A 23,525-nucleotide genomic window follows, 5' to 3' on the forward strand; every position below is an offset into this window, starting at 1 on the left:
GATAGCCGCGTTGTTACCGTCCTCGCCGGGACGGCGGCCAGCCTGATACAGATGTCAAACAGCCGGTCTTGCGCCGTCGTCACCCGCGAAGGCGGGTGACCCAGTATTCCAGAAACGCGAGTGCTTGAGCCGAGAGGCCGCGGCGTACTGGATGCCCGCATGCGCTGGCATGACCTAACTCGGTGATTGGCGTCAGGACGCATTGGCAAATGGTTCCCGCTCCGCCTGCGGGCGGACCGTGCTGGCAGGCTCGGAGCGATGGGATTACCCGTGAGTCGCGCGGGCCTCGGCGGTAATCTACTCCGGTCTCCCACAATCGAGGCTAAAACCTCGCCCATGGCGCCAGCTAAGGCACGGCCTCGAGACGAAATAATCCAGCAATCCCAGTAACTTGAGGAAATCTCGCAGCCGCGGCCCCACACTCCCTTGCAAAATCCGCCTCGTCCCTTCAAGAGAGGGCCTCCCGGAGAGATGGCCGAGTGGCTTAAGGCGCACGCTTGGAAAGCGTGTGTGCGGGAAACCGTACCGTGGGTTCGAATCCCACTCTCTCCGCCAGGTACTTCAAATAAGTAACTGGAAATATTAAAGAAATAGATTTGTAGTTCTATCCTTCCCCACCCGGTCCCCCACCCGCGATTTTTTTGTCACTGGGCCCCCTATTCGGGAAAGGCGTTCTTACTACGAACTTGCAAAAGGCCAATTTCGAGCCGGCTGGGCACTTCCATCGACCGTTCTCCCGTTCCCTCCACGGCCTGTTTTTGACGGTGCTGAACCGGGAAGGGCAAGCTTAATCCTGAGCTTAGCCTCGAATGATCCAGGAAGAAAAAAATTTTGTTCCTGGTATTGTTAGAATAATGTCCCTGGGATATTTCTGACCTCAGAGAGTTCCGTCTGAGGAGATACCCAATGTATGCCAAAGCCGGCGCGCTGCCCACTCCGTTGCAGACCCAGCAAGAGCTAGACTCGCTCGACACCCTGGTCGAGACCGGGGACGTCAATGAGTTCCCCTACAATGTGTTTATTGGGCACAACTTGGGGCATCGCGTTTTCACGATGTCGGTGCCGTTTCGGAAGTTCAAAGATATTTCGGATGTAGCGAATGATCGTGAAGCGGGGCCTGTTGCGCAACGATCACTGGACCCCACTCATGCTAAGAAGCTGGCGGCCTACATGGTGAAGGGTCTCGTTTCAGCAGCCAAACTGAAGCGCCAAGTGACCGACAAGCCGGCGCTTCCGGCCTTCGACCAGATTCTGCACGCGCTGGGCGAACAGCCCTACTTCTCGATACAGCCGCTGGTTTGTAACATCCGAAACATTCCCCTGGGGGGAACGGGTGCCGGTGGTATCCGCGGTGTTCGGCTTGAGACGATTAGCGGCGAGACGGCGGCATTCAAGGTCTACCTATCGGAACGTCACACCCTCTGGGTTGTGGACGGGCAACACAGGCGCAAGGGGGCTGATCTAGCGATGGAGTTCCTCGAAGCGGTCAGGAGCACCGGCCGTTACCCGGCGAAGTCTGCTGTCTTGTTCCCTGCCAAGGGGGCAGAGGTATCCGAAGACGAAATTGTGGTTTGGAACGAAGCGTACGACGCAGCCAGATCGTATGCGACCCTTTCAGTCGAAGTCCATCTTGGGCTGGACATTATGCAAGAGCGGCAGCTCTTCCACGATCTGAACCGTCTTGGAAAGAAAGTAGATCCCTCTCTTGCTCTGCAATTCGACAGCTCCAACCCGATCACTGCGTTCATCAAGAACCGCTTGGCGGGCGATCTAGCGATTCAGATTTCCGACCGAGAGCCGAAAGATTGGTCGGAAGATACTGGCGGCCTTACATTGAAAGACGTAGTCGCCATTAACGCCATCGCGTTCATGAACAAGGGCAACATTTCCGGTGCAACACCGGCAGTGATCGAGCCGAGAGAGTCGCAGGTGTTGCGCCTCTGGGAGCGGATCATCGAAATCCCGCACTTTGGAAGCGACCGGGCAAAGGAGCACACCGTAGCGGCTCAGCCTGTGGTGTTAAAAGCCTTGGCCAAGATCACGTACGATTTGAACTTCAGCAACCGGAGGCCTGAAGCGGCTGACGAACTGTTCGATCAGTTTCTCGACGGTCTGAATACCATCGATTTTTCGCATAGGAATCCGATGTGGAATTATTACGGAATGAGTGTTGAGGACCGCGAGAAGGCCGGTCTTGCCGATTTAGCGCGGTACTTGCCGCCCGATGATGGCGCCAACAGAGACATCGGAAGTGAGCAAAGTGGCTTCATGCGCTTCGGAGCCAAGCACAACGATATCTTCCCGCTTTTGGCAGACATGATTCGTTGGAAGTTGCAATTGCCCAGTCGGTTTTGAAAGTCGCCGGTTGTGGGGCCCCGGCGTCGCCCGAGGCCCCAATTCCCTCAAAAGTAACAGACGGCTCTCCTGGCTCAGCTAGATATGTATTAATTGAAGGATTTGATAATGACGGCTCAACAGGACGTTTCAGCTATCCGCGTTGATGATCAAGCCTTTCTGGTCAGCAGTACCATCGAGCGTTGCCCAAAGGTGATGATGATCCGAGAACTCACAAAGAACGCGATCGAAGCCGCGGCGCAAGCTCCGTCAGATGACCGCCGAGTTGAGTTTTCAGTTACGACCGTCCAGGGCGCACCCAAGCTGACGATTTGGAACACGGGCCCAGGTATGGATGACGAGGAGTTGTCCAGGATGACGAACCTCGCAGCATCAATTGGCAAACAGAAGGGGCTGGACAAAAACTTTGGTATGGGTGCCAAGGTTGCTTCGCTTCCGTCGAATCGGCATGGGATCCGCTATCGATCTTGCAAGGCCGGAGTCGTCCATGAGGTGATCTTATGCGAACGAAATGGGATCTATGGTCGTCTCCGCAGGCGCGACACGATGGGCGAGGATCTAGGTGATGTGATTGACGTCACCGAACAAGTCCGCGCGGCGGGTGTTCGAGCGCTGACAGCCGACTGGACAGAGGTAGTTCTGCTAGGAAATCGATCGGATCAGGACACCGTAACGGATCCCTATGATGGCGATCCTAAGCAGCCGAAGTTTTGGCTCGCTACTTATTTGTACCACCGATTCTACAGGCTGCCGGATGCACTTGAAGTTCGTCTAGATGAGGGCACTCACGCTCGAGGACCCGGTTCTCGCCGGTTCGAGACCATCCCCGCCAGGGAATCCAAGAAGGCATTTTCCCGGGCGGAGACAGTCAAACTAGCGAACGGCCTGAAAATTCACTACATTTATGACGAGCCGTTCAAGGACACCTCGCACAATAAATCGATCAGCGGATCCATCGCGTCGGCTGTGAGCACCGCTGCTGTCGTTTTCCACGACGAGATGTATTCGGTGTTGACGGGACGCAGCTGGACTATTGAAGCTCCCACATTTGGGATTCCCTTCGGCGCGAAACACATTTCGGTTCATATCGAGCTTCCGGATGATGCCCGCGTGCGTCCCGAAGGCTACCGCCAGTTCCTCAGGTATATCGATGGTGAACAGAATCAGGTTGAAGCCTCGGACTTCGCAGTCGAGGTTTTAGAGAATCGTCCTCAATGGTTGATCGATTTAATACATTCGCTGGCTCCTAATTCCGGGGATTCCAACGACGAAATTCGAAATCGCCTGCAAGAGCTGCTGAACAAACTCAGGGTGAAAACCATAAGCCCTCGGGTCGTTCCCGAGGGGGATATCTTTGTCAATCCCGGGACTGGCGGCGCGATGGCTCCGAGGCACCTCGATGGTGAGTCGGTCGGGCGTGACGGAAGGCAACACAATGCCGATCTGACGATTGTGCAGTCAGGAGCGCATCTCGCACGAATGGCTCAGAACATGGAGCGTGCGCCCGCCCTGATACCCCTTGACGACGAAGAAGAGATAGAGGCGAAAAACATCAAGGGCCGTGCGGCTAGATACTACGCGAAAACAGGTGAGTTGTTCATAAACATGCGCTACCCGGCGGTCGATATCATGCGCGAGCAGTTAGAGCGAGAATACGCCCACGCTGGTGATGTAGACATTATGAAGCGGCTGGCGCTTTCCCACTCTCGAAACTCAATGATTCAGAGGGTGGGTCTCGCGGTGGTATTTGCATTGGCGAAACGATTGAACAAGGAGTGGGACGAAGAAGCGATGGGAAAGGCGCTCGAACCGGAGAGCCTCAGTCTCGCCGCCGACAACCACTTCGATTCTCTTCAGGATGCGCGTCGGGCGATCGGTACAACGCTGAAAATTAAGCGCACCGGATCCGAGCTGGACGCGGCCGTAGCATAAGTCAGGTCATTTTTAGAGATGTAACATGGGATGGGACCCTACAGTTTGGACCGGAGACGCTCGTCGCGTGCTCTACAAGCGCTTGGTGGACCTTTTCGGTCCCTATAGCGAGTGGACAAAGAAGTCCTCGCCTGGACGAGAGAGGGACGACGATTTTTGGGAGTTTTGTGAGAAGTTTGCAGCCGCAGTCGGAGCCAAATCCGGCAAGGCAGTCCAGCACCAGATACGGTTTGCGCTACCTGAGACAGAACGCGGCAGCACCTGGGGCCGCCATGCGCAGACCGCAATTCTGAACAAGGCAGCTGCTCTGGAAGCGGGCTTTATTGAAGACAAACACTTGCCAGATCTGGTTGCAGTAGGGCGGCTCAAGTCCAATTTGTGACTTGAGCGGAGGCAGGAATGACGCCGACCGGGCGGCATTCCGTTTCGCCAGGGCCTCGGATTTTTATTCGAAGGTACCCCCGCCATTTGGGGCCCCGCACCTCCTACTTGCGAGCAGCAAAAGAGGTGGCTTTACCAAGTGTCGATCATCTCGCCGTCGTCTTGCACGCCCCTAGGAGGCCGCTTGCGCAAGATACGGGCGAAGCTGCTTGCTTACCGTTTCAAACTCAGCTTCATTCAGAAGCTGATTTCTGCGTACTCCCACAGTTACGATCTCGGCATCGTTCTCCGACACTCCTATTGCCTCCTCGACTCCGAGGATCAGCTGAGCACCCTCTGGCCGTTTCTTGACGAGGAACGAAATGATGGCAGGCAAGTGCTGCGTGTCCTGGCCTTGCTGGTTCGGCGCATCAATCACGATGGGGCAGAACACCATTGAGCTATATTGCTGGGCTGTACGTAAGAATGCGTAATTGTAAGCAGCGAGTCCCCTCGGACCCTCGCTGCCGCGCGCGTGAGGTGTTGATGACATCGGATTGGATCGTAGCTCTCCAATGCGGACGTCTAGCTGCTGTGCAAAACTCACGAAGTGGCTGGCGAAGTGGTCTCTGATAGTCCGTGACCGCTTACGATCGAGCAGCCCGCGCATTGTTGCAGCGATTTCATCAATTTTTGAGTTGAGTCCGCCAATCTCGGCCTCCACATCCTTAACCCGCTCACGAAGAACGCGGGTCGCAGCGTTTCGCCCTTCCGCCGCGACAACTTCGCCAAACGTGAGATCGTTCTTTCGTGTCGCCAACACGGCTCGAACCCTTGTAGCTGCAATGTCGATTGCTTGGATGTCAAGTCGAGCAGCCTCGATCAGCTTATCAAGCTTCTCCTGCTCTTGTCGTGCGTGGTTCAGCACACCAACCAAGGCTTCGGCGTCGGCGGCGATCTTGAAACGAGTGGCAATGTCATTCGTGTAGTGCTCGCCACACGTCGGACACTCGACGTCAACGGGATGGCCAAAGGCGCTCTTGAACACCTCATCAGTTTCGCTGAGCGCGGCACGAGTAACCTCAGCCTGTGTGACCCAAAGCGCCCGAGCGTCGATCAATTCTGAGAGCTTTGCCCGGTGGGAATTTTGCGCATCGAGCAATCGTGCGCTCTCGGCGAGTAACGCAGCAGTCTCGGCTTGAAAGTCATCAATATTGAAATATACCGAGGCGTCCGGTTCAACGGACCGCAGCTCCTCGACCGCAGCAACGACACCGTCCCTCCGCACCTCGGTTTCTCGCAACACCGTCGCCAAGCGATCCTTTTCAGCTTGAGCTGCATAGTATTCGTTTGGCTTCAGGCCGGAGTGGTAGTCCGCTAGAGTGGCGGCCGACCGAGGCAAGTACATGTTACGGAAAGGCTCCCAAGCAGTGGCCCAACTTCGGTCCTGATCCATGTAGAAGGGCGCGAAGGCATACGCGGGAGGTGGAATGAGAACCTGTTCTCGTTGATCGATCATAAGCAAGCGGAAGTCGAGCAGCTCCGCCCAGAACGGTGCCAAACCCTGAGTGACAGATGACGTTTGAAGGACTTTGCTGCCCGCCTCGTCAAAGACAGTGTAAGTGCCGGCAAATTTCATAATCGTTTGCGGGCGCCCATCAACTTCGAAGTCTACCGCCGAGACGACATTCGCGCTTCTCCAAGCTTGGTCGATCCGGTGCGGCTCAGCGCCGAACGTATCATAGAGGCTCTTCAGCAGAGCCGACTTGCCGAACCCGTTGCCCGCCTTCACGGTCGCCCCGTCGTGAAACTCCATCGTGAACGCCCGCTTCTCCTCTTGCGATAGAAGAGAAATTCTTTTGAACTTCATTGTGCGCACGCCGCTTCCCCCCAAGATTCAGCAGCAATCGCCGCAACCCAAAATCGCGCTGTTCATCCATTGAAGCTCTCGTACAGCTCGACCAATATCGCCGCTTCGATAATTGCCGGCTCGTATTTGGAAACTAGCGAAGGGGGCAAACCAATTCTGACGAGATCGGTAGCGGTGAGCAAATTATCACAACTGCCAACACCCGCCGAGACTTGTTGAAAGGCCTTGTAGACCTCTGCCGCGAGTGCTTCAGCTTGGCGCGTCCGCATCGAGCGGTCGCGGAGATAGGTGACAACAGCCGTTTGGCTTTTAATCCGCTCCATTGGAGTTCTGCCGGCAGCCTTCAATTCATCATCAACCATCGTCCAGGCATCGAGGATTCCTCGCCGCTTCTCAGCGGCCGCCAAGATTTGGTCCAGTTCATCGCAACCTAGTGACTTATGTGTGAAGACGTCGGACAGGTTCAAGCAAACGGTCGTGTCGTTCGCGCGTCCGGTGATGTCCTGTATCAGCGTCCGATAGAGAGCTGCAACGACAACGCCTTGCTTGTTTTCAACTGCATCGACCAACATTCCCTTCAGAACAAGATCGTACCCAGTCACGGGAACGACCGTGCGCTCAAAGCTCAGCACGGCATCCTCTGCCGGAGAACGAGGCGATGGAAAGTCGGCTTCAAGGGCGGCAGTAAATCGCGTCTTATCTTCGGACCCCAGGGTGCCGTAGAGAATTTTAGTGTGATCAAACCCAGTCTTAGTTCCGTCAGCGAGCGTCAGGCCAAACGACGCATTTGTGAGAAACACGCACCCAGCCACGGACGACCCAAATGTCTGGGTGTGATAATACATCTTACCGACGATACTTTTAGGCACCTCATTTTCCAACTTGCAGAGGCTTGCCGCGGTCCAGCTCCCCTGTTGCTTCCCTTTGATCTGGAAGAACTCAATCTGATTGGGGCAATTCGACGGGACGAGGATGGCGAGATCATCGAAGTGGTCGAATACGGCGCGATAATCGACGCCAGACTTGCGAAGTTCGAGCATCTTCGCCAACGAGACGTGTGCCTGAAAGGCGTAGCGAGAACCGGTTCGCGACCCCGCCTTCTCACGCGGCTTCGCTGTGACGAGCGTAGTCACCAGTGCAGTCATAGGTCCCCCCGGCCTTCGGTTCATTAGACGCTAGGCCCGAGACTTGTGCAACCATCACGAGCCGTTGGGACCGGCGTTGCGGCTCCGCTCCCTGTAATTTGGCTGCGGGAGCCGTTGATTGCGATCAGGCCATGGCTGCTCCGAGGATCAGGTCAGAGAACAATTTGCGCTTTCCATGAGCCGGGGTTGAAATTGCCCACCGTTGTAAAAGAGCATTTTCATTTTCAGCGACACCTCGCCAGATCGGTCAAGTCATATAAGTTGTTGTTTTTACTTTGGTATTGGCCCTTTTCCACGACTGGCGTGTCACGGCGAAAATCCCTGTTTTTTCTTGCAAGTTGCTCCTAACTGTCTGCAAGTATTGACATTTCAATCTTTACACTGTAAAGATTGTGCGTCGGCCGCTTCCTTACGGACGATATCACCCCACCCGCGGTCCGCTTCGCCGGCCCCCCGACCCTAGAGACCCAAGTGCAGGAAATTGATCTCGACTTACTAAGAACCGAACGGACGATCACGATCGGAACTGTTTTTCCCGAATCCATGGCCAACGCCATCGAAGAGCATGCCAAAGCTGAGCTGATCTCGCGATCGTCCTGGCTGCGTCGCGTCGTGCTTGCCGAACTCCGGAAGGCTAACGCATGAGCGAAGTCATCCCCGGCCGCACCAACACGGCGACCGCCCTTCGCGACCTCCTTGACCTTCACGGGCTCAAGCTGACCCAGGAGGGCGAAGACGCCCTCGTTGACCACTTTGCTGACCGACTTGTCCTCAACCGCGTTTTGGGCGGAGGCCATGCCTTGAAGTATCTGGATCAGGATGGATCGGAAGCAGACCTGACCGCCTACTTGGCCGGTCTGTATCAACGCCCTGAAACCAGCAGGTTTTTTGGCAGCTCAGGCAGGCCGATCAGGCTGCCACAGGGCGCCTCGCTGCTCACTCAGAACCCTTATTCGAAGCGACACTGGAATGTAACGAAGCAGATGCTGCTTCATCGCGACGATCCGCAGTACGCGGAGCAGCTGGAACGGTATGCGGCCGCTGAACGGGAGGTCCAGCAGGATAGCGGAGATCCGACCAATCCGTTCAGCCGGGCCGGTTACAACCTCACCCAGCAAATGCTGCTGGAAAGGAACGATCCAGAGCGCGCGGCTGCGCTGCGTCGGGAAGCGGAAGGAGTTTGAGATGAACCGGAACACATCCGCCTTCACCGCCAAGGGATGGTCGCATCGGCAAGAGCGGGCGAAGATCGTCCGCGATAGCCAGAAGGCGTCAGACGAGGTGAGGGCGGCTCGCTCCGCCTTGCTTGCTCGAAGAGACCTTGAACGGCAGCAGCAGGAGGCGCTGGTTCGAGTGGAGGAGGCACGCCGGCGAGCCGAGGCATTCGATCCGGCGAGCTATAATACTGCCCTAGCTGAAGCGGTTCGCGAGGCTGAGGAGCTTGCCACTGCGCTGGCCGCACCGCCGATTGCCTCCCCGTCGAAGAAGGCTAAGTAGCCTCGGTTTAGGTAGCCGCTGGAGAGTTGTCGATCGTGATACCAGGATAATTGCCCTGTTCACGATCGACGCCCTGTGCGAACCCTCGGCTCGCTGGAGTATTCTGAGGGGCTTAGCCTAAACCTTGAGGTGGAGGTGCTACAGATACCCATAGAGAAGTGTACCATAGAGGATAGCCTACCAAGCACGGTAGGCGTCTCTCACCTCTGCTTCCTAGCCTCTCCCCAACGGTATTCAACCGCCTTGCCCGGCTTCGGCTTCGTGAGCGGCACGATCCAGCCGGTTCGCACCGCCTTACGACGAACACGCCGGAACTGCTCGCGAGGCCACCCAAATTTCTCTCTCAATCCGTCCGCTACCAAGAACCTGGCATCCGGTCCGTTTTGCGCCTGCAACCAAGCTATCAACGCGGTGAAGTAGGGGTCTTGAACCATCTCATCGAGTGACGCCGCGCTCAGCCAAGCCCCATGGCGTCCGATGCGGTTGGTGCCGTCCATCGTGTACTTCCAGGCCGACCTCGCGACGTTGACCACCTCGTCGTCATCGAGAGGAGGGACGCAGGAGTCTTCGTTGAACGTCCTCGCCACATCGAGCAGGTCATCGAACGTATCGCAACTGTGTGCATCACGCATGCAGTGCCGCCAAAGCACCTTGTTGCGTTCGCCCTCGCGTGCGGGCCTGCGGTGCGCCTGATCTCCAGGCCACCAGGCGTTCTGCATGAACGGCAGGTTGGGCAGATCGTCCAGCGTGCCCTGAACGATCTCATAGGCCATGCGCTTGCCTTCTGAGGGCGGCGCAACGACATACCCGTCACCCAGTTGATCTATCGGAAGCTCGCTTCCCCATGGTCGGACTTGGCGCTTCTCTCCCCCATGGCGGTACCAAGCTTGGAAGTTTCCCGAGCCGGTGCGGACCACGAACGGGGTCTCGCCGTGGCGCGCCAAGGCATCGCCAAGGACATGTTCGTCCTTGCAATCGACGTCCAGGACCGTCAGGCCGGTCATACGGCCGCAGGCCAGCCCGAACGCACTCGCATCGGCGAATTGCTTCACAAGTTTTTCGCTGCTCAAACTTCCGACCTTCATGTATCCACGGATCGCCGGTCGCTTATCGTTGCCGATGACCTTGACCGGGAACGTCGGAAGCCCACGGGCGGCATATTCCGGCTGCCACTTCGCAAAAAGGCCCATCGCCATGGCTTATGGCTCCCGGGTGAAGCCATTGGCGACGAGGGTTTGGATTTCTTCGGCCCTCCAGGCGGTGATGCGCGGCCCTAACTTCACGGGCTGGGGGAAGCGGCCGGACTTCACGCCGGCCCACCAGGTTGACTTACTAACGGGGATGGGACCAGCCGGGGCGAGGACTGCCGAAAGGCGCAGGAGCCGGTCAGTCGAAGAGGGCGAGTTCAAGGGACACCTCAATGCTCTGATGAGAAGGAGGTGCCTTATTGATCAGGCGCGGATCGCCTTGGACGAACTCGGATAACCGCTATCCGATTTCGGAGAACCGCCGCCGCTCCACAAGCCGATTTCGGATTGGCGCTGTCTGAAATCGCACAACGACCCAGGGCGTCGTGAGACAGCTTGGCCTCACCATCGAAAAAGGAGTTGGACTTGACGGAGAACTTTGATTGGACGGCCAACGACGAGCTGGTTTCGGTGCGAAAGCAGAATGCGATCGCTGTTTATCTCTCCACGACCGGGACCGTCGTTGTTCGACAGCAGGGGGATGAACCGGGTTCCGATAGGTGCATCCACCTAGCTGCGCACCTTGTGCCGGACCTCATCGACCGGCTGGAAGACGTTTTCTGTTCGGCTGTTTCGGCTGGCTAAGCCTCTTATTGGCCGCCGCCGTCGTAATCCGGAGGCGGCCAATCTAGTTCTTGCATGGCCGTTCTCAGACGACTCAAGACCGTTTCCTGGGTCACCGTAGGAATTTGGTGGCGCTCTAAGTCGGTGACAATATCTCTCGTGGCCGTGTTTCTCGAATTCCTGGGATTGAAGGTATAACCTGCAACTGCCATTCCCAGCACAAGCTTGAGGAGGGACTGCCGCTCCCGGGCATTCGGAGCGGGATCGGCTTCGAGCCTTTGCTTTTGCGCTTCTAGCTCGGCTATTCGAGCGAGAAGAGCTTCTCGGGTCAACGCTGCTTCGGGCAGAGTTTGTACATTGGAATACGAGCCCCTGATGCACTCTTTCAGCGCAGGGTTGATCCACACGCCCATGTGTTCCGCCCAAGGCAGCAGGTCCGGAGGCGAAATCCTATCCGGAGAGCCAGGAAGCAATTCGGTTCCGCAGTGACGCTCGATTAGCGTGCGCGTCCGGTGAACAAACTTTTGAGCGGAAGGTATGTCGATCGGCTCGCTCGGATCACACTGGTGAATCAAGGCAGATGATTCGAATGCCGTCCAGAACGGCATCTTGCACCAAACTCTGTAAATACCCTCGACGAGGTCGTCCTCTTCTTCTTCGTACCACTCTTGTGACATCTGCTAGGGCGTGCCTTCCATCTTTTTGCACCGGGTCAAGACGCTGGCGGGAAGCCACCCATAGTCGGTGCTACCGTCTTTGCTATGCATCACGAACCACCAGTCCTGATACTTGTCGCGAAACGCAACCTTGTCGCCCTTATCGACTGACATGTAGCGCGGCTCGGTCGGGCCGTCGGGCCGGTTCGCAAGCTCGGTGTCCTTCGAGACTGTGCACTCGGTGTAGAATGCGCTGGCTGGCCCGGTCAACGCCAAGACAGCGACAGTGGCGACAATATGCTTCATCATTCCTTCTGGTCCTCGATGGTGAGTCCTTCGGCGGCTTTGACCCGCTTCTGTTACGTTTCAGCTTTGATGCCGGCCTCGTGCTCGCGTCGGACGCGCCGGGTACCCGCTTTCGAGCGAATGGGCCGCTCAAGGACACCGTGTTTCCGTGTAGCAGTCACATTGTCCCGTTGCGGTTTAGGATCGCAGAACGTCTGCCAAGCTTCCATGAGCTTGCGACGCTTCTCCAGGGCATCGCCACGTCTGTATGCACGTTCCGCCTTGTCTCCGACTATGTGCGCAAGCGCCGCTTCCGCCACCTCTCGTGGGAACGCGGTAGCATCGCCGGCCCAGTCCCGAAACGAACTGCGGAACCCATGGGGTGTTGCGTCCACTTCCATGCGCTCTAGCACCGCTTCCAATGAGGTCTCAGACAGCCGCTTACCTCGCTTCCCACCTGGAAAGACGAACGGGCTCTCGTCAGTCTGGAGCCGTTTCATCTGCTTCAGGATTTGAAGTGCCCGGCTGGTGAGCGGAACACGGTGTTCGCGACCGCCCTTCATTCGGGGACCCGGGACGACCCAGAGTCGGTCGTGGAGCGATAGTTCGGGCCAGACGAGACCAAACACTTCGCCGGAGCGTGCCGCGCTCAGAATTGCAAACTCCAGTGCTCTCGGCGCTACGCCCTCCATCTCCCGTAGCCGCTGCATGAAGGCGGGGACCTTCTGGAACGGGAGCGCCTTGTGGTGCCCTCGCGTTAACATCGGTCGCCTTGGTAGGATGGCGTCGAGATGTCCGCGCCACTGTGCTGGGTTCTCTCCAGAACGCATGCCCCGCGCCTTTGCGAAGCTCAGGACGCGCTCAATCCTTCCCCGCAGTCTGGAGGCCGTCTCCGGTTTCGAACGCCAGAGCGGCTCCAGAACGGCGAGGACGTCGTCCGTCGTTATCTCTGCTACCGGCTTCGACCTGATCTGTTGGCAATAGGTCGTCAAGGTCATCGTCCATTGCGCTCGGTGCTTGTCGTTCCGCCACGACGGAGACATGCTTTCGATCAGAGCATCAGCCGCCTCGCCGAACGTCGCTTGTGATTGTTGAGCCTCGCGGGCCGCCAGGGGATCGCGTCCTTCAAGGACGAGCTGGCGAGCATTGGCAGCCTTCTCTCGGGCCTTGAGCAACGGCACATCTCGCAGCGGCCCCAAGCCCATCTCGCGGCGTCGGCCTGCTGTCTTCCACATGAACACCCAGGACGCCGCACCGCTGGGGCTGATGCTGAGATACAACCCGCCGCCATCCGAATGACGACCCGGCTTTGTGAGAGTAGCGACCTTGCGGGCGCTCAGCTTGTTGACGAGTTTGGCCATTCGTTCCCCACCTTGTTCCCCACCCGAGAGCCTTGATTTCACGCGATTCGGTTGGACGACAATGGATGAAGAATGTCGTAAAGTGCTTGAAATACAGTGTCTAGCGAAACCTAGCTGGACTAGGTTGGACCTTAGTATGGCGGACACTCTCTCCGCCAGCGGCCTTCGCGCATATGCGCTTCCCGATCTCATGATCTCGCTCGCAGGGCCTGATTGGCTCGTTCGGCAGCATGCTGCAATACAGGCAAGAACCGCTTCTGCAGGTCTTCGATCGACGCGCGATTTGTCGGAGCGACGACCTTCATGGCGGCAACGATCGCCCCGTGCCGGTCAAAAAGGGGAACCGCGACGGACCGCACTCCTTCTTCGAACTCCTGATCGCCTAAGGCCCAGCCGCGCTGCCGCGCGAGCAAAATGGCCTTCTTGAGTCGCGCCGGGTCGATAATGGTGTTTGCGGTGCGTTTGGCCAGCTTCGCTTTCCGTAACAATCCGTCGAGGGCAATCGGATCCAATCCTCCCAACACGATATGCCCGAGAGACGACGCGTGAGCCGGGATTCTCGATCCGACGCTCAATGCGGCATTCACCACACGTCGTGCCTGGACGCGTGCCACATAGATCACGTCCGGCCACTCCAGCACGCCAACAGTGCACGACTCGTTCAGCTCGTTCACGACTTCTTCCACGAACGGCTCAACCGTTTCCCACATATTTTGGGAGGCGAGATAAGCGAAGCCAAGATCCAAGACCTTGGGACGCAGGGTGAATGATTTTCCGTCAAAGCTCGCGTAGCCGAGATCGCTTAACGTCAGGAGAAAGCGCTGAGCGACTCCTCGACTCAAGCCGGTGCGGCGAGCCGCATCGCTGATCGTCAACGAAGAATGGTCACGATCGAAGGCTCGTATGATCTCGAGCCCTCTTTCGAGGCTCTGGATGAAGTATCCCGGCTGTTTGCCAGCCTTTTCGGGTCTGTGCTTCGTGGAGGGCTTTGCCATTTTGTCCGGATACCGGACGGATGAACGCGAGTCAACGTCGTCCGATAATCGGACGAGCGTCCGTTATCGTTGACATGCGCCGCCGTGCGTGTCATTGGTCAGGCCATGATCAGCAAGTTGATTGCAGCTACCGAACGCGCGGCGGCAGATGAGCCCATCAAATTTGATCGATCATCGTGCGATGAACTGGGAAATCTAGTCGCCAAGCACTGGTTGGCGCGAAAACCGCTCCCGCTAATCGATCCGAGTCTCTCGATGGATACGGCAGTATGCGCGAGAGACCGGTTTTTGAGTATCATCCGACCGCTCGTGGGAGCTCCCGTCGGATACAAGATTGCGGCGATAACGCCGCCGGCCCAAAGAGACCTTGGAATTAGGGACCCATTGGAAGGTATCTATCTCGCTGGAATGCTCAGCTCCGCAACCGGTTCGCCAGTATCCGTTCACTACGGATGCCGACCAATTGTGGAAGCGAAGCTGCTGGTTGCCGTTAGGGATGAGGGGATCAACGAAGCGGTTACCGTTGAGGATGCCGCTAGGCACATTGCATGCATAATTCCAGGCATTGAACTGGGAGACTCTCTCGCAGACCCTCGGCAGAAGCTCACCGCACCAATACTGATTCTCTACAATGTAGGCGCCCGGGCTGTGCTGACCGGGCTGCCCATTGCTTTCGATGGTTCGCCGAGGGCCGTGGAAGCTTTGAACTCGATCGTCGTTACAACCACAGACGGTAGTACGGGCAAGCTCATCGACCGGCAGTCCGGCAGGGACATGATGGAAGGTCCGCTGAACGCTGTTCTCTGGATCGTCAGGGATCAGAACAGCCGCGGAGTCAGGCTCCGTCCTGGTGATCGGCTCGGACTGGGAGCCCTGTCGAGAGTGCGTCCCTATGCTGGTCTGAGGCTGGCGACGCGCTGGGAAGGCATCGCGGCGGAACCAGTCGTTGTCGTCGCGTCGTTTGAGTGACTTCGCTTGTCGAAACCGGCAACCTCCGAATACATCCGCGGCTCGCTTTACGGCCTTGCGGCCGTCAGCATCTGGGCATCATGGGTCGTGGCTGTGCGGTTTGGGATCAGGACGAATCTCACACCCTGGGACATCACGGCAATTCGCTTCGGTGTTGCTGGATTGATCTTGCTGCCGTATCTGCTGAAGAAGGGTCTTGCCGTCGATCGCCTCGGGTGGCTGGGATTGGCAGCGATTCTGCTCGGTGGTGGGGCGCCGATGGTACTGCTTTCCTATGGCGGTTTGGTATTCGCGCCGGCCGCACATGCGGCATCGCTGTATACCGCCCTCATACCCCTCTATGTTGCGATCCTGGCCGCTGTCGTACTTGGGGAGGCCTTCACCGTTGCGAAGCGGATTGGGCTCGTCCTGATCGTGGCGGGTGTCCTCGGCATCGTCTGGGGCGCAGGCGCCACGATCGGATCGCGGCAGAACATCGGACACACCATGTTCGTCTGTGCAGGCATGTTGTGGGCCTGCTACACCGTGGCCATGCGGAAAGCGGGTTTGGAAGGTCTCCGCGCCGCCGCTGTTGCCGCGGTCGGATCATTGATCACTTATGTGCCGGTGTATGCCATCATTTTCGGGACGGGTCTGTTCGACGCACCTTGGCTTGACCTTTCTCTGCAGGCGTTTGTCCATGGTGTTCTGGTCGCCGTGATTTCGCTTTTGCTTTACGGACGCGCAATCAACCTTCTCGGTGCATCGAGCGGCTCAGCGTTCGCGGCACTCGCGCCCGCGATAACCGCGATCTTGGCTATTCCGGTTCTCGGCGAATGGCCCGCAACGGGCGACTGGATCGCGATGCTTCTGATTTCGGGCGGAGTTTCCATTGCAAGTGGAGGCGTGCTCGCGGCCCGCCGGCGCATGCAAAGCAACGTGACGGCCACCGCTCCATACCCGATTGAATGAAAGCTTTGGACACGAACCTCCCTGAGGTCGGACCGGAGCGCCGCCCGAATGGACTTTCCTCGGAAGCGAAACTCCATTTCGGCCCGTAGCTCAGACAGTGGTTTTTGGTCTAGGAAGGTCGAAAATTCCTTATCTTTCAACCGGGATTGACTGATACTCTCTCCGCCATATCATTGATTCTAATAACAGTTCTCGGTTTTGCCGCCTCCGGATCGAATCCGATGCGCGTCGCAAAACGCAATATCGGGGCGAGCAAACAGACCCTCTGAGAGGGGGGCCGATATCATTTGTCCGATGAGGAGCGCCCAGGCCAGCAACCTATTGCGGGTCGATTGCGGAGAGGGCGCTCACCACGCCGACATGGTGCCTCGAGCAGCGGCCGAAACTCTCGCTCCGTCGGAGATCAACAATTAGCTCCGCCTTCTGGCGACCCGAAGCATCGGACGGCCAATCGTCGCGAGTGGCCTGACCCGCACGAAGCCGCCAAGACTTTGCCGTCGCAAGCCTAATCAGGGACGCCAACTGCGCAGCGTTCGAATCCATCTTCGCCATGCGACTGCCCTGGGCACTGTCCGGGTGAAACTGGGCCGATTCCTGAAACCTGATCCTTGCGGGAACGTTTAGTTGCCATGACCTCTCGGAACGCCTTCCTTGATGCACTCGCATGCTCGCGGCGGTCATCCGAACTGGACCACGTCGATGACCTCTTCGGCTTTCTGATCGGAAGCTGGGACATCGACGCGATGCTTCACGGTGCGGATGGGCAAGTGCGCCGCACGCACGGTGAGGTCCACGCATCATGGGTGCTGGAAGGACGCGCCATCCAGGACCTCTTCATATTTCCTCGACCGGCCGACCGGACATCGGGCGGGGCAGGACCAGGAGACCGATACGCCACGACGATACGAACGTACGATCGCGAACGCGCCGCCTGGCGCGTCCTATTCATCAATCCGGCAGCGGTCGCGACAAATGCAGAGCTCATCGCGCGTCGAGATGGCAAAGCCATCGCGATGGAAGGACATCTCGCGGATCGCACTCCGATTCGGTGGCGCTACGACGACGTGACCGAGAAATCGTTCCACTACTCGGCTCACCGGCTCAGTGGTGATGGCCGAACCTGGCAAATGTATTTGGAGATCCTCGGAAGGCGCGTCGGTTAGTGCGAGAGAAAGCAGCGCGGCTGGACAAGGACCGGCCGTGTTCAATGCGGCTGAGCGGGGACCGTAGTGGAGAAAAGTGATGACGCCATTGCAGTCATGCGGCGAAGACACTCGACGGCACGTGGGACGCCAAAATCTCAGTCGCCGTAACCTTTTCAAGGCTGGCGCTGTCGCGGTGGCCGGGCCGGCGATCGCCGCCGAGGCAATCGCGGCGCCGCAGTCCGCCAGCCCATCAGATCTGCCGTCGAAATCGATCAAGGCCGCAGCGTTCAATCAGAACGTCGTGGACGTCGGCTCCGGCCCCGCGGTGCTGATGCTTCACGGCTTTCCCAATGACTCGACCGATTGGCGCCATCAGATTCCCGAGTTGGTCAAGGCGGGCTACCGGGTGATCGCGCCTGACCTTCTCGGCCTCGGACAATCCGACAAACCACTCGCGCCGGAGAATTACACCACCGCCAAAGATGCCGAACGGGCGCTGGCCCTGCTGGCGTCGCTGGGCATCGAACGAGCGCGGATCGTGGGGCACGATCGCGGCGGCGGAGCTGCATGGTACATCACGGCGCATCATCCCGATCGCGTCGAGCAGCTCGTCGCGCTCACCGTCGGCCACCCGAACGGCGGGCGAAATCCGACAATCGAGCAAATGGAAAAGAGCTGGTACATGCTTCTGTTCCAGTTTCCTGAAGCCGAGGAGATGCTGAAGAAGGACAACTGGCGGCTATTCCGCAACTGGATGCGAAATCATCCCGACACTGACAGATGGATCGCGGGCTTGGCGCCCGACGGTGCGCTGACTGCGGGCCTTGGATGGTATCGCGCGAACCGCCGGCCCGGCGCGCCACCTGCGCCGCCCCTGCCTGACGTCACCGTTCCGGCTCTGGGGCTTTGGACCGTGGAGGATCACTATCTTCTGCCCGACTACATGCTGGAGACGTATCGTTATATGCGAGCCCCTTGGCGGACCGAGCGCATCGATGGCGCGTCGCATTTCATGATGCTCGATCAACCGCAACGCGTCACGAAGCTTATCCTGGAGTTTTTCGGGGAAGCGAACACCAAATAAGAGAGGGGAACATCACGATGGCTGTCCCGGACCTGAGAGGATGTGTGGGATCAGCGCTTTGCGGTCGCAAGCTCAAACAGGCTCGGCAACCTGCGGAGTGTTTGTGAGCTCCCCTCGATCTTGGCCGCTCCGCTTGCGACGGCCTCGTCGAGTGGCAGATGTCGTCCCAAGATCTGGAGCAGAATGTCGAACTGCGCCTCGATTGCGGCGATGCCTGAGCTTTGGCCTTTGGCAATGCGGGTTCCTTCGGAGCCGCCCTCGATGATGAATCCGGCGCTTCCACCCGGATACGGAATACGCAAGCCGATCCGGCATTGCGGCACAGCCGTGCGGCGCGCGATGGCTTCGAGGGCGAGCAACACCCAGTCGGGCTCGAAGGCTTCGCCCTTGCGCATGGGAAAGAGAAAGCGCCCGCCCCAGCGGATCAACTCGCGAATCGCGGGCTGGATCGCGCGGCCGGTTTCGGTGAGCTCATAGACCTGGGCGTTGAAAGGGGCCGGCAGGACCGCACGCTGCACAACACCCGCCTCGATCAAGGCGTTGAGCCGATCCGTCAATAGCGCTGGACTGACGTCGCCGAGCCGCTCGCGAAGATCGCCGAAGCGCATCGGCGCGAGCAACAGCTCACGGATGATCAGCAGCGTCCAGCGCTCACCGACGATCTCGGCTGCGCGCGCTAGCGCACAAAACTGATTGTAGCGGGTTCCGCTCATTCAGATGACATGACCGCTCCATTCGGACGGGTCAACCGGTTGATCGCGGCGTTCCACTGGTCTTCAGTGCATTTCGATCGCTTCGGCGACTTCGATCGTGCCGATCTCGAGGAAGGGACAGGCTTGCGCGATCTCGAGTGCCGCGTCCATGTCGTCGGCGAGCACGATGGAAAATCCGGTCAGATGGTTCGGCCCGCGTTCTGACACGCCGTCCATGGTTACGAGCTTTCCCTGCCCCAGCGGCGTGCCAGGGTTGGCCATGCGGTGGCCCAGCCCATCGACCCAGGCCTTCCATTTGGCCATCTGCGCAGCCCGCGTTTCCGCGGTCGCCGCTTGCTTGCCGCCGAGATAGGCGATGACATATTTCGGCATCTCGCTCTTCCTCTTACCTTCGGTGGGCAAGCGCGATCAGCGGCCCGACGATTGCGAACTGCAGCACTGTAAATCCTGTCTCCAGCAGCATGTAGGTCGGGACAGAGCTCATCATGTTCTTCGCGGCGACGGCGAGTGTCGTGAAGGACCACGACAACGCCGCAAGCGCGAATCCGTACGAAAGCCCGGGTTTGAAGATGGCGCTACCGCGCCCGGGAAGCAGCCGCGGATAGGCCCAGGAGAAAATGACGCCCTGAATGACCATCGAGGCGAAGCCGAACGGAATGATGGGATCGGGGCGATAGATGTCCAGCGCGTCGTAGGCCGGCGCGAACAACACCAAGTGCCAGACATAGGCAATCGGGAATGTCGGAACGAGGTAGGCTGCAACGCCCAGCCAGAAGTTGCTCCTGGACACGACACCGCCGCCGGCTTCAGTTATCGCCATCATCTCCTCCTTCGATTAGAGCGCGTTCAGACCTTTCCGGACTTCGCTCTAGTTGCCGATTGGTGCCTCGACAAAGGCGGGCAGATGCGAAGGCACGACATCCCAGGCCGGGGCACGGGCGGCCCACACCGCAAGCTGAGGCGTGTACAACGAGGTGTCGTCGAGCGCGGATGCGCGCAGGAAGATCAAATTTGGCATGCCGGCGGTCAGCGAATAAATGCCCGAGCCGCAGGTCGGGCAGAACGCGCGGACGATGTCGTTGCCGCTGTCGGCCTTGGACGTAAATTCTCGCGCACCCGGCGTGATCCGGATCGCGCCGACGGCAAATCCCATCATCGCGGCGTGACCGGCTCCGCTGGTTCGCCGGCAATCCGTGCAGTAACACGCCACCTGAAACCGCGGCTCGGAGTCCCCTTCGAACCGAATCGCGCCGTACAGGCACCCGCCCGTGACGCGCATGGCGCTTCTCCGTCGATTACTATAAATACGATAGTATCAACTTCATATTTTGAAGTAAAGCGCATTTGCGATGGGCTGACGGTTTCTCGTCGTCATGGACCGAGCCCGGCGTAACCTGGAGCAGATCCGGAACAGTGTGCAGCGGCTTTCCCTCGCGACAAATGCAGAACGTGTTTGCGCTGAGATCTGCTCAAGCAAGGAGCTAAAGCGCGATGACGATTCTGCTCAATCCGATCGCGCTCTAGCCACGAGGCTTGGCTCGCCGGTGCAATTGCCGCAGCGACAGCGCGTGCAGCAGGACGGAGCTTGGCACCACGAAAGCAGGGGTCAGCACATCCGGGTAGACGCCGGCGCCGATGCTCGGCACATCCGGAACGAAGAGCTGGAAGGGACCGGGCGAGGTGATCGCGCCCATGGCAATCGCGACCGCGAAATCAGCGAGGCCGAAGATATTCCAAGTGATCGCAGCTCTGCGGCCTCGAGCCGTACCGGTCGCTACCGCGATGGCAACCGGTAGGGCGAACAGACCGGTCAGGATGTCGCCGGTGCCCGCCGGCCACGCGAGCAAGCCGGGCAGGGCTCCCCGCAGTCCGGCAACGAGCGCCCAGCTCCCGAAGACGCGGTAGAGCTGAACGGCGACGAGCCACGTCGCCGGCATGGCATCGAGCACCTGTCCCATACGCTTCGACAACAAGAGCAGCGGGACGCCGATGACCATCGGCAGCCACACCGCCAACAGAAATATTGGCGGTGTGGCGCCCGCGCGGAGGGCGCCATTGATCGCGCCACTCCAGGCGACGGCGAACCAGAGCGTGTAGGGGATCATGACCGTCAGCCAGGTCGTGCGACGCTGGTCCGGCGTCAGCTCGGTGCCTTCGAGGCCAAGCCACAGGCCGACCGCGATAAGCCCGTGCGCTGCCAACTGGTGCACCGTGGTCGGAACACCGCTGGTCTGGATGATCGGCTGCCAGTAGATCAATGCGATCCACAGTGCCGTCGCCGGCGCAAGCCACAGCAGACTGCGCCATTCCTGGGGTGCGGAGCCGGTGTCGGCGTGAACGACCGAGACTGTCATGTTGTCGTCTCCTCGTGCATTGGCGAGCGCGGCCTCTACGAGCCGCTACGTGCAACCGACGATACAGCAGCTTCAGCGGGCGACTATTCGTGCTAATGTTGATGGGGTATGAAGCGGAACTTCACAGTCAGGCACGGGCTGCCCGGCCCGATCGAGGCCCTTCTAAGCGTGGTCCAATGCCGAAGCTTTCGCAAAGCACTCGCAGACCTTCGACTCCTCAGCGATTAGCCTAGCGGTCGCGCCGCTCCATAGAGCGCGCCGACGGCACATCCGGAGCAGCCCGGGTTTGGGTTTGAGAGCTGACGTCTCGCGCGACGAGGCCCTTCCGGCCTCGGAGACTCGGAACCAGCCGGCTGGCACGAGCTTATTACGGTTCGCCACGAGATCAGACGCGGCGACCCAGGCGGACCGGCGTTGCCAACGATGGACGCGAGCCTGACCTGCGGCAACCGTCCTTCTCGAGCATCCAATGGTTGGATTCACACGGCCGCCCTGCGATGCGGGGCTGATCCAGGCGACAGTCTACTTTGACGCGGACCCGTCGCAACTCCGCAAGCGGCTGACGCTGGCGGCGACCATAGTCGGGTCGAGCATGGCGTTTCTCGACAGCTCGGTCGTGAACATCGCGCTGCCCGCAATCCAGCACAAGCTCCATTCGGATGCGGCAGCAACACAGTGGATCGTCAACGCCTATATGCTGCTGCTGAGCGCGCTCGTGCTGATCGGGGGCTCCGCGGCCGATCTCTATGGTCGACGCCGGATTTTTGTTCTGGGCATCGCTGTCTTCGCGGCGGCGTCCATCGCTTGCGGGCTCTCGCCAAATATTGAAACGCTTATCGTCAGCCGCGCCGTCCAAGGTGTTGGCGCCGCGTTGTTGACGCCGTCCAGTCTCGCCATGTTAGGCGCGACTTTCGACGAGCACGAGCGCAGCCAGGCCATCGGAATCTGGGCAGGCGCAGGTGCACTCATGTTGGCGGCAGGTCCGCCGCTGGGCGGCTGGCTGGTCGATCAAGTCTCATGGCGGGCGATCTTCCTGTTGAACGTTCCACTCGCGCTTGCGGCGACTGGGCTTGCGCTTCGCTTCGCTTGCGAGAGCAGCGATCCCCACGCAAAGCAACTCGACTGGAGCGGCGCCGTCACCGTCGCGATTGGCCTCGCAGCGATCACGTGGGGTCTCAGTGCCATTCCGGCGGCGGGCGTTCGCGACAAGACGGTGCTCGCCGCCCTCGGAGCGGGAACCGGGTTCGTTGCCTTGTTCGTCGCGATCGAGGCCCGGCTCCACGAATGGGCGATGATGCCGCTGGGGCTCTACCGATCGCGGAATTTTTCCACAACCAATGCGCTGACGCTGTTGCTCTACTTCGCACTCGGCGGCGCGCTCTACTATCTGCCGTTCGGGTTGATCCGACTCGGGGGCTACTCCGCGACACAGGCTGGATCGGCATTGCTGCCGTTTGCGCTGATCATGGGGTTCGGCGCATCGTTCGCGGGCTCGCTCACCGACCGTTTAGGCCCGCGACTATTGCTCACGATCGGTCCCATCATTGCGGGCTGCGGTTTGGCTTTGCTTGCTGTTGTCGATCTCAGGCAACCGTTTTGGGTCGGCGTGCTTCCGTCGATCGTCCTGCTGGGCGTCGGCATGTCGATCACCGTTCCGCCGCTAACATCGACGGTGATGGCTGCTGCCGGCAAAGTCCACGCCGGCATTGCTTCGGGCGTCAACAATGCAGTCGCGCGGATTGCTGGTCTGCTCGCGGTCGCAGCGCTCGGGGCGGTATTGTTTGCAAGCTTTTCGCATGATCTTGTTGGGACAACGCCCTCGCAGGCCAACGAAGCCATGAATGCCGTGATGTCAGGGCAGTCCGGCGTTCAGGAACAGGCGGCTGCCGCATTCGAGCGCGCGCTGCGTACGGTCATGCTCGTCACCGCGGCTTGCGCCGCACTTGCCGGCCTGATCGGTTGGCTGGGAATCGAGCCGAACGGCGCGGATGGAAGCTGAGATGCTTCAATGAAGCTTTCGATAGCCCGTCCGCGGAGCAGAT

Annotated in this window: 25 protein-coding genes and 1 tRNA gene; 13 read left to right on the top strand and 13 right to left on the bottom strand. The window is 59.1% G+C overall.

What is annotated here, in order from left to right; translation table 11 throughout:
- Positions 1 to 465 precede the first annotated feature (465 nt).
- The 4 genes from P6U25_RS02455 (at position 466) to P6U25_RS02470 (ending at position 4,669) form a co-directional block, all read left to right on the top strand.
- Positions 466 to 555: transfer RNA gene (locus P6U25_RS02455), tRNA-Ser, on the top strand.
- 351 nt (positions 556 to 906) lie between these two features.
- Positions 907 to 2,355 (top strand): DNA sulfur modification protein DndB, encoded by a 1,449-nt coding sequence (locus P6U25_RS02460; RefSeq protein ID WP_407149862.1) that lies wholly within the window; start codon positions 907 to 909, stop codon positions 2,353 to 2,355.
- A gap of 108 nt (positions 2,356 to 2,463) precedes the next feature.
- Positions 2,464 to 4,287, top strand: a complete 1,824-nt coding sequence (locus P6U25_RS02465) for an ATP-binding protein (RefSeq protein ID WP_407149863.1) — start codon at positions 2,464 to 2,466, stop codon at positions 4,285 to 4,287.
- A gap of 67 nt (positions 4,288 to 4,354) precedes the next feature.
- A complete protein-coding gene (locus P6U25_RS02470; protein WP_407149864.1) occupies positions 4,355 to 4,669 on the top strand; it encodes a hypothetical protein in 315 nt (104 codons plus the stop codon).
- Between the two features lie 171 nt (positions 4,670 to 4,840).
- Here P6U25_RS02470 and P6U25_RS02475 read toward each other — a convergent pair whose 3' ends face one another.
- Entirely contained in the window at positions 4,841 to 6,517 is a 1,677-nt protein-coding gene (locus P6U25_RS02475) for a hypothetical protein (protein ID WP_407149865.1), read from the bottom strand.
- Positions 6,518 to 6,579: 62 nt separating this feature from the next.
- A complete protein-coding gene (locus P6U25_RS02480) occupies positions 6,580 to 7,662 on the bottom strand; it encodes a dsDNA nuclease domain-containing protein (RefSeq protein WP_407149866.1) in 1,083 nt (360 codons plus the stop codon).
- Positions 7,663 to 8,133: 471 nt separating this feature from the next.
- On the opposite strand from P6U25_RS02480, the gene P6U25_RS02485 reads away from it, so the two are divergent.
- The 3 genes from P6U25_RS02485 to P6U25_RS02495 are packed head-to-tail and all read left to right on the top strand — an operon-like array spanning position 8,134 to position 9,159.
- Positions 8,134 to 8,307: a hypothetical protein gene (locus tag P6U25_RS02485; RefSeq protein ID WP_407149867.1), complete on the top strand. Its 174-nt coding sequence runs from the start codon at positions 8,134 to 8,136 to the stop codon at positions 8,305 to 8,307.
- On the top strand, positions 8,304 to 8,846 hold the full coding sequence (locus tag P6U25_RS02490; RefSeq protein WP_407149868.1) for a hypothetical protein: 543 nt from the start codon (positions 8,304 to 8,306) through the stop codon (positions 8,844 to 8,846). Before P6U25_RS02485 ends, P6U25_RS02490 begins: the two co-directional genes overlap by 4 nt.
- Before the next feature lies 1 nt (position 8,847).
- A complete protein-coding gene (locus P6U25_RS02495; RefSeq protein WP_407149869.1) occupies positions 8,848 to 9,159 on the top strand; it encodes a hypothetical protein in 312 nt (103 codons plus the stop codon).
- Positions 9,160 to 9,359: 200 nt separating this feature from the next.
- Here P6U25_RS02495 and P6U25_RS02500 read toward each other — a convergent pair whose 3' ends face one another.
- Together P6U25_RS02500 and P6U25_RS02505 are read right to left on the bottom strand one after the other, a co-directional pair.
- Positions 9,360 to 10,355 (bottom strand): bifunctional DNA primase/polymerase, encoded by a 996-nt coding sequence (locus P6U25_RS02500; protein ID WP_407149870.1) that lies wholly within the window; start codon positions 10,353 to 10,355, stop codon positions 9,360 to 9,362.
- A gap of 3 nt (positions 10,356 to 10,358) precedes the next feature.
- Positions 10,359 to 10,580, bottom strand: a complete 222-nt coding sequence (locus P6U25_RS02505; protein ID WP_349631518.1) for an AlpA family phage regulatory protein — start codon at positions 10,578 to 10,580, stop codon at positions 10,359 to 10,361.
- 192 nt (positions 10,581 to 10,772) lie between these two features.
- On the opposite strand from P6U25_RS02505, the gene P6U25_RS02510 reads away from it, so the two are divergent.
- Positions 10,773 to 10,991 carry a hypothetical protein gene (locus P6U25_RS02510; RefSeq protein WP_407149871.1) on the top strand — a complete coding sequence of 73 codons (219 nt, stop codon included), beginning with the start codon at positions 10,773 to 10,775 and terminating at the stop codon, positions 10,989 to 10,991.
- 5 nt (positions 10,992 to 10,996) lie between these two features.
- On the opposite strand, the gene P6U25_RS02515 is transcribed toward P6U25_RS02510, so the two are convergent.
- The 4 genes from P6U25_RS02515 to P6U25_RS02530 all read right to left on the bottom strand — a co-directional run bounded on the left by P6U25_RS02515 (position 10,997) and on the right by P6U25_RS02530 (position 14,267).
- Positions 10,997 to 11,647 carry a hypothetical protein gene (locus P6U25_RS02515; RefSeq protein WP_407149872.1) on the bottom strand — a complete coding sequence of 217 codons (651 nt, stop codon included), beginning with the start codon at positions 11,645 to 11,647 and terminating at the stop codon, positions 10,997 to 10,999.
- Positions 11,648 to 11,650: 3 nt separating this feature from the next.
- Positions 11,651 to 11,935, bottom strand: a complete 285-nt coding sequence (locus P6U25_RS02520; RefSeq protein WP_407149874.1) for a hypothetical protein — start codon at positions 11,933 to 11,935, stop codon at positions 11,651 to 11,653.
- A gap of 50 nt (positions 11,936 to 11,985) precedes the next feature.
- The gene (locus P6U25_RS02525; RefSeq protein ID WP_407149875.1) at positions 11,986 to 13,272 is read right to left on the bottom strand and encodes a tyrosine-type recombinase/integrase; all 1,287 of its coding nucleotides are present in this window, start codon (positions 13,270 to 13,272) and stop codon (positions 11,986 to 11,988) included.
- A gap of 188 nt (positions 13,273 to 13,460) precedes the next feature.
- Positions 13,461 to 14,267 carry an IclR family transcriptional regulator C-terminal domain-containing protein gene (locus tag P6U25_RS02530; protein WP_407149876.1) on the bottom strand — a complete coding sequence of 269 codons (807 nt, stop codon included), beginning with the start codon at positions 14,265 to 14,267 and terminating at the stop codon, positions 13,461 to 13,463.
- A 105-nt stretch (positions 14,268 to 14,372) separates the two neighbouring features.
- Here P6U25_RS02530 and P6U25_RS02535 point away from each other — a divergent pair, with 105 nt between their 5' ends.
- The 4 genes from P6U25_RS02535 to P6U25_RS02550 all read left to right on the top strand — a co-directional run bounded on the left by P6U25_RS02535 (position 14,373) and on the right by P6U25_RS02550 (position 18,416).
- A complete protein-coding gene (locus P6U25_RS02535) occupies positions 14,373 to 15,236 on the top strand; it encodes a hypothetical protein (RefSeq protein ID WP_407149877.1) in 864 nt (287 codons plus the stop codon).
- Positions 15,237 to 15,242: 6 nt separating this feature from the next.
- Positions 15,243 to 16,187 carry a DMT family transporter gene (locus tag P6U25_RS02540; protein WP_407149878.1) on the top strand — a complete coding sequence of 315 codons (945 nt, stop codon included), beginning with the start codon at positions 15,243 to 15,245 and terminating at the stop codon, positions 16,185 to 16,187.
- Between the two features lie 629 nt (positions 16,188 to 16,816).
- Complete coding sequence (locus tag P6U25_RS02545) at positions 16,817 to 17,350, top strand: hypothetical protein (protein ID WP_407149879.1); 534 nt, start codon at positions 16,817 to 16,819, stop codon at positions 17,348 to 17,350.
- 121 nt (positions 17,351 to 17,471) lie between these two features.
- The gene (locus P6U25_RS02550) at positions 17,472 to 18,416 is read left to right on the top strand and encodes an alpha/beta fold hydrolase (protein ID WP_407149880.1); all 945 of its coding nucleotides are present in this window, start codon (positions 17,472 to 17,474) and stop codon (positions 18,414 to 18,416) included.
- A 50-nt stretch (positions 18,417 to 18,466) separates the two neighbouring features.
- Here P6U25_RS02550 and P6U25_RS02555 read toward each other — a convergent pair whose 3' ends face one another.
- From P6U25_RS02555 to P6U25_RS02575, 5 genes are all read right to left on the bottom strand, one after another.
- A complete protein-coding gene (locus tag P6U25_RS02555; RefSeq protein WP_407149881.1) occupies positions 18,467 to 19,024 on the bottom strand; it encodes a winged helix-turn-helix transcriptional regulator in 558 nt (185 codons plus the stop codon).
- Between the two features lie 168 nt (positions 19,025 to 19,192).
- Positions 19,193 to 19,501 carry a YciI family protein gene (locus tag P6U25_RS02560; RefSeq protein WP_407149882.1) on the bottom strand — a complete coding sequence of 103 codons (309 nt, stop codon included), beginning with the start codon at positions 19,499 to 19,501 and terminating at the stop codon, positions 19,193 to 19,195.
- 13 nt (positions 19,502 to 19,514) lie between these two features.
- Entirely contained in the window at positions 19,515 to 19,949 is a 435-nt protein-coding gene (locus P6U25_RS02565; protein ID WP_407149883.1) for a hypothetical protein, read from the bottom strand.
- 48 nt (positions 19,950 to 19,997) lie between these two features.
- Entirely contained in the window at positions 19,998 to 20,408 is a 411-nt protein-coding gene (locus P6U25_RS02570) for a GFA family protein (protein ID WP_407149884.1), read from the bottom strand.
- 241 nt (positions 20,409 to 20,649) lie between these two features.
- A complete protein-coding gene (locus tag P6U25_RS02575; RefSeq protein WP_407149885.1) occupies positions 20,650 to 21,483 on the bottom strand; it encodes an MFS transporter in 834 nt (277 codons plus the stop codon).
- A gap of 592 nt (positions 21,484 to 22,075) precedes the next feature.
- Here P6U25_RS02575 and P6U25_RS02580 point away from each other — a divergent pair.
- On the top strand, positions 22,076 to 23,482 hold the full coding sequence (locus P6U25_RS02580; protein WP_407149886.1) for an MFS transporter: 1,407 nt from the start codon (positions 22,076 to 22,078) through the stop codon (positions 23,480 to 23,482).
- Positions 23,483 to 23,525 lie beyond the last annotated feature (43 nt).

It is taken from the genome of Bradyrhizobium sp. ORS 86, assembly GCF_045571475.1.
In the GTDB taxonomy this organism is placed as follows: Bacteria; Pseudomonadota; Alphaproteobacteria; order Rhizobiales; family Xanthobacteraceae; genus Bradyrhizobium.

Coding starts and splice junctions, on each gene's coding strand:
- P6U25_RS02460 (WP_407149862.1), top strand. CDS start 907: ATGTATGCCAAAGCCGGCGCGCTGCCCACTCCGTTGCAGACCCAGCAA.
- P6U25_RS02465 (WP_407149863.1), top strand. CDS start 2,464: ATGACGGCTCAACAGGACGTTTCAGCTATCCGCGTTGATGATCAAGCC.
- P6U25_RS02475 (WP_407149865.1), bottom strand. CDS start 6,517: ATGAAGTTCAAAAGAATTTCTCTTCTATCGCAAGAGGAGAAGCGGGCG.
- P6U25_RS02480 (WP_407149866.1), bottom strand. CDS start 7,662: ATGACTGCACTGGTGACTACGCTCGTCACAGCGAAGCCGCGTGAGAAG.
- P6U25_RS02490 (WP_407149868.1), top strand. CDS start 8,304: ATGAGCGAAGTCATCCCCGGCCGCACCAACACGGCGACCGCCCTTCGC.
- P6U25_RS02495 (WP_407149869.1), top strand. CDS start 8,848: ATGAACCGGAACACATCCGCCTTCACCGCCAAGGGATGGTCGCATCGG.
- P6U25_RS02500 (WP_407149870.1), bottom strand. CDS start 10,355: ATGGCGATGGGCCTTTTTGCGAAGTGGCAGCCGGAATATGCCGCCCGT.
- P6U25_RS02515 (WP_407149872.1), bottom strand. CDS start 11,647: ATGTCACAAGAGTGGTACGAAGAAGAAGAGGACGACCTCGTCGAGGGT.
- P6U25_RS02520 (WP_407149874.1), bottom strand. CDS start 11,935: ATGATGAAGCATATTGTCGCCACTGTCGCTGTCTTGGCGTTGACCGGG.
- P6U25_RS02525 (WP_407149875.1), bottom strand. CDS start 13,272: ATGGCCAAACTCGTCAACAAGCTGAGCGCCCGCAAGGTCGCTACTCTC.
- P6U25_RS02530 (WP_407149876.1), bottom strand. CDS start 14,267: ATGGCAAAGCCCTCCACGAAGCACAGACCCGAAAAGGCTGGCAAACAG.
- P6U25_RS02535 (WP_407149877.1), top strand. CDS start 14,373: ATGATCAGCAAGTTGATTGCAGCTACCGAACGCGCGGCGGCAGATGAG.
- P6U25_RS02545 (WP_407149879.1), top strand. CDS start 16,817: ATGACCTCTCGGAACGCCTTCCTTGATGCACTCGCATGCTCGCGGCGG.
- P6U25_RS02555 (WP_407149881.1), bottom strand. CDS start 19,024: ATGCGCTTCGGCGATCTTCGCGAGCGGCTCGGCGACGTCAGTCCAGCG.
- P6U25_RS02560 (WP_407149882.1), bottom strand. CDS start 19,501: ATGCCGAAATATGTCATCGCCTATCTCGGCGGCAAGCAAGCGGCGACC.
- P6U25_RS02565 (WP_407149883.1), bottom strand. CDS start 19,949: ATGGCGATAACTGAAGCCGGCGGCGGTGTCGTGTCCAGGAGCAACTTC.
- P6U25_RS02570 (WP_407149884.1), bottom strand. CDS start 20,408: ATGCGCGTCACGGGCGGGTGCCTGTACGGCGCGATTCGGTTCGAAGGG.
- P6U25_RS02575 (WP_407149885.1), bottom strand. CDS start 21,483: ATGACAGTCTCGGTCGTTCACGCCGACACCGGCTCCGCACCCCAGGAA.
- P6U25_RS02580 (WP_407149886.1), top strand. CDS start 22,076: ATGGCGTTTCTCGACAGCTCGGTCGTGAACATCGCGCTGCCCGCAATC.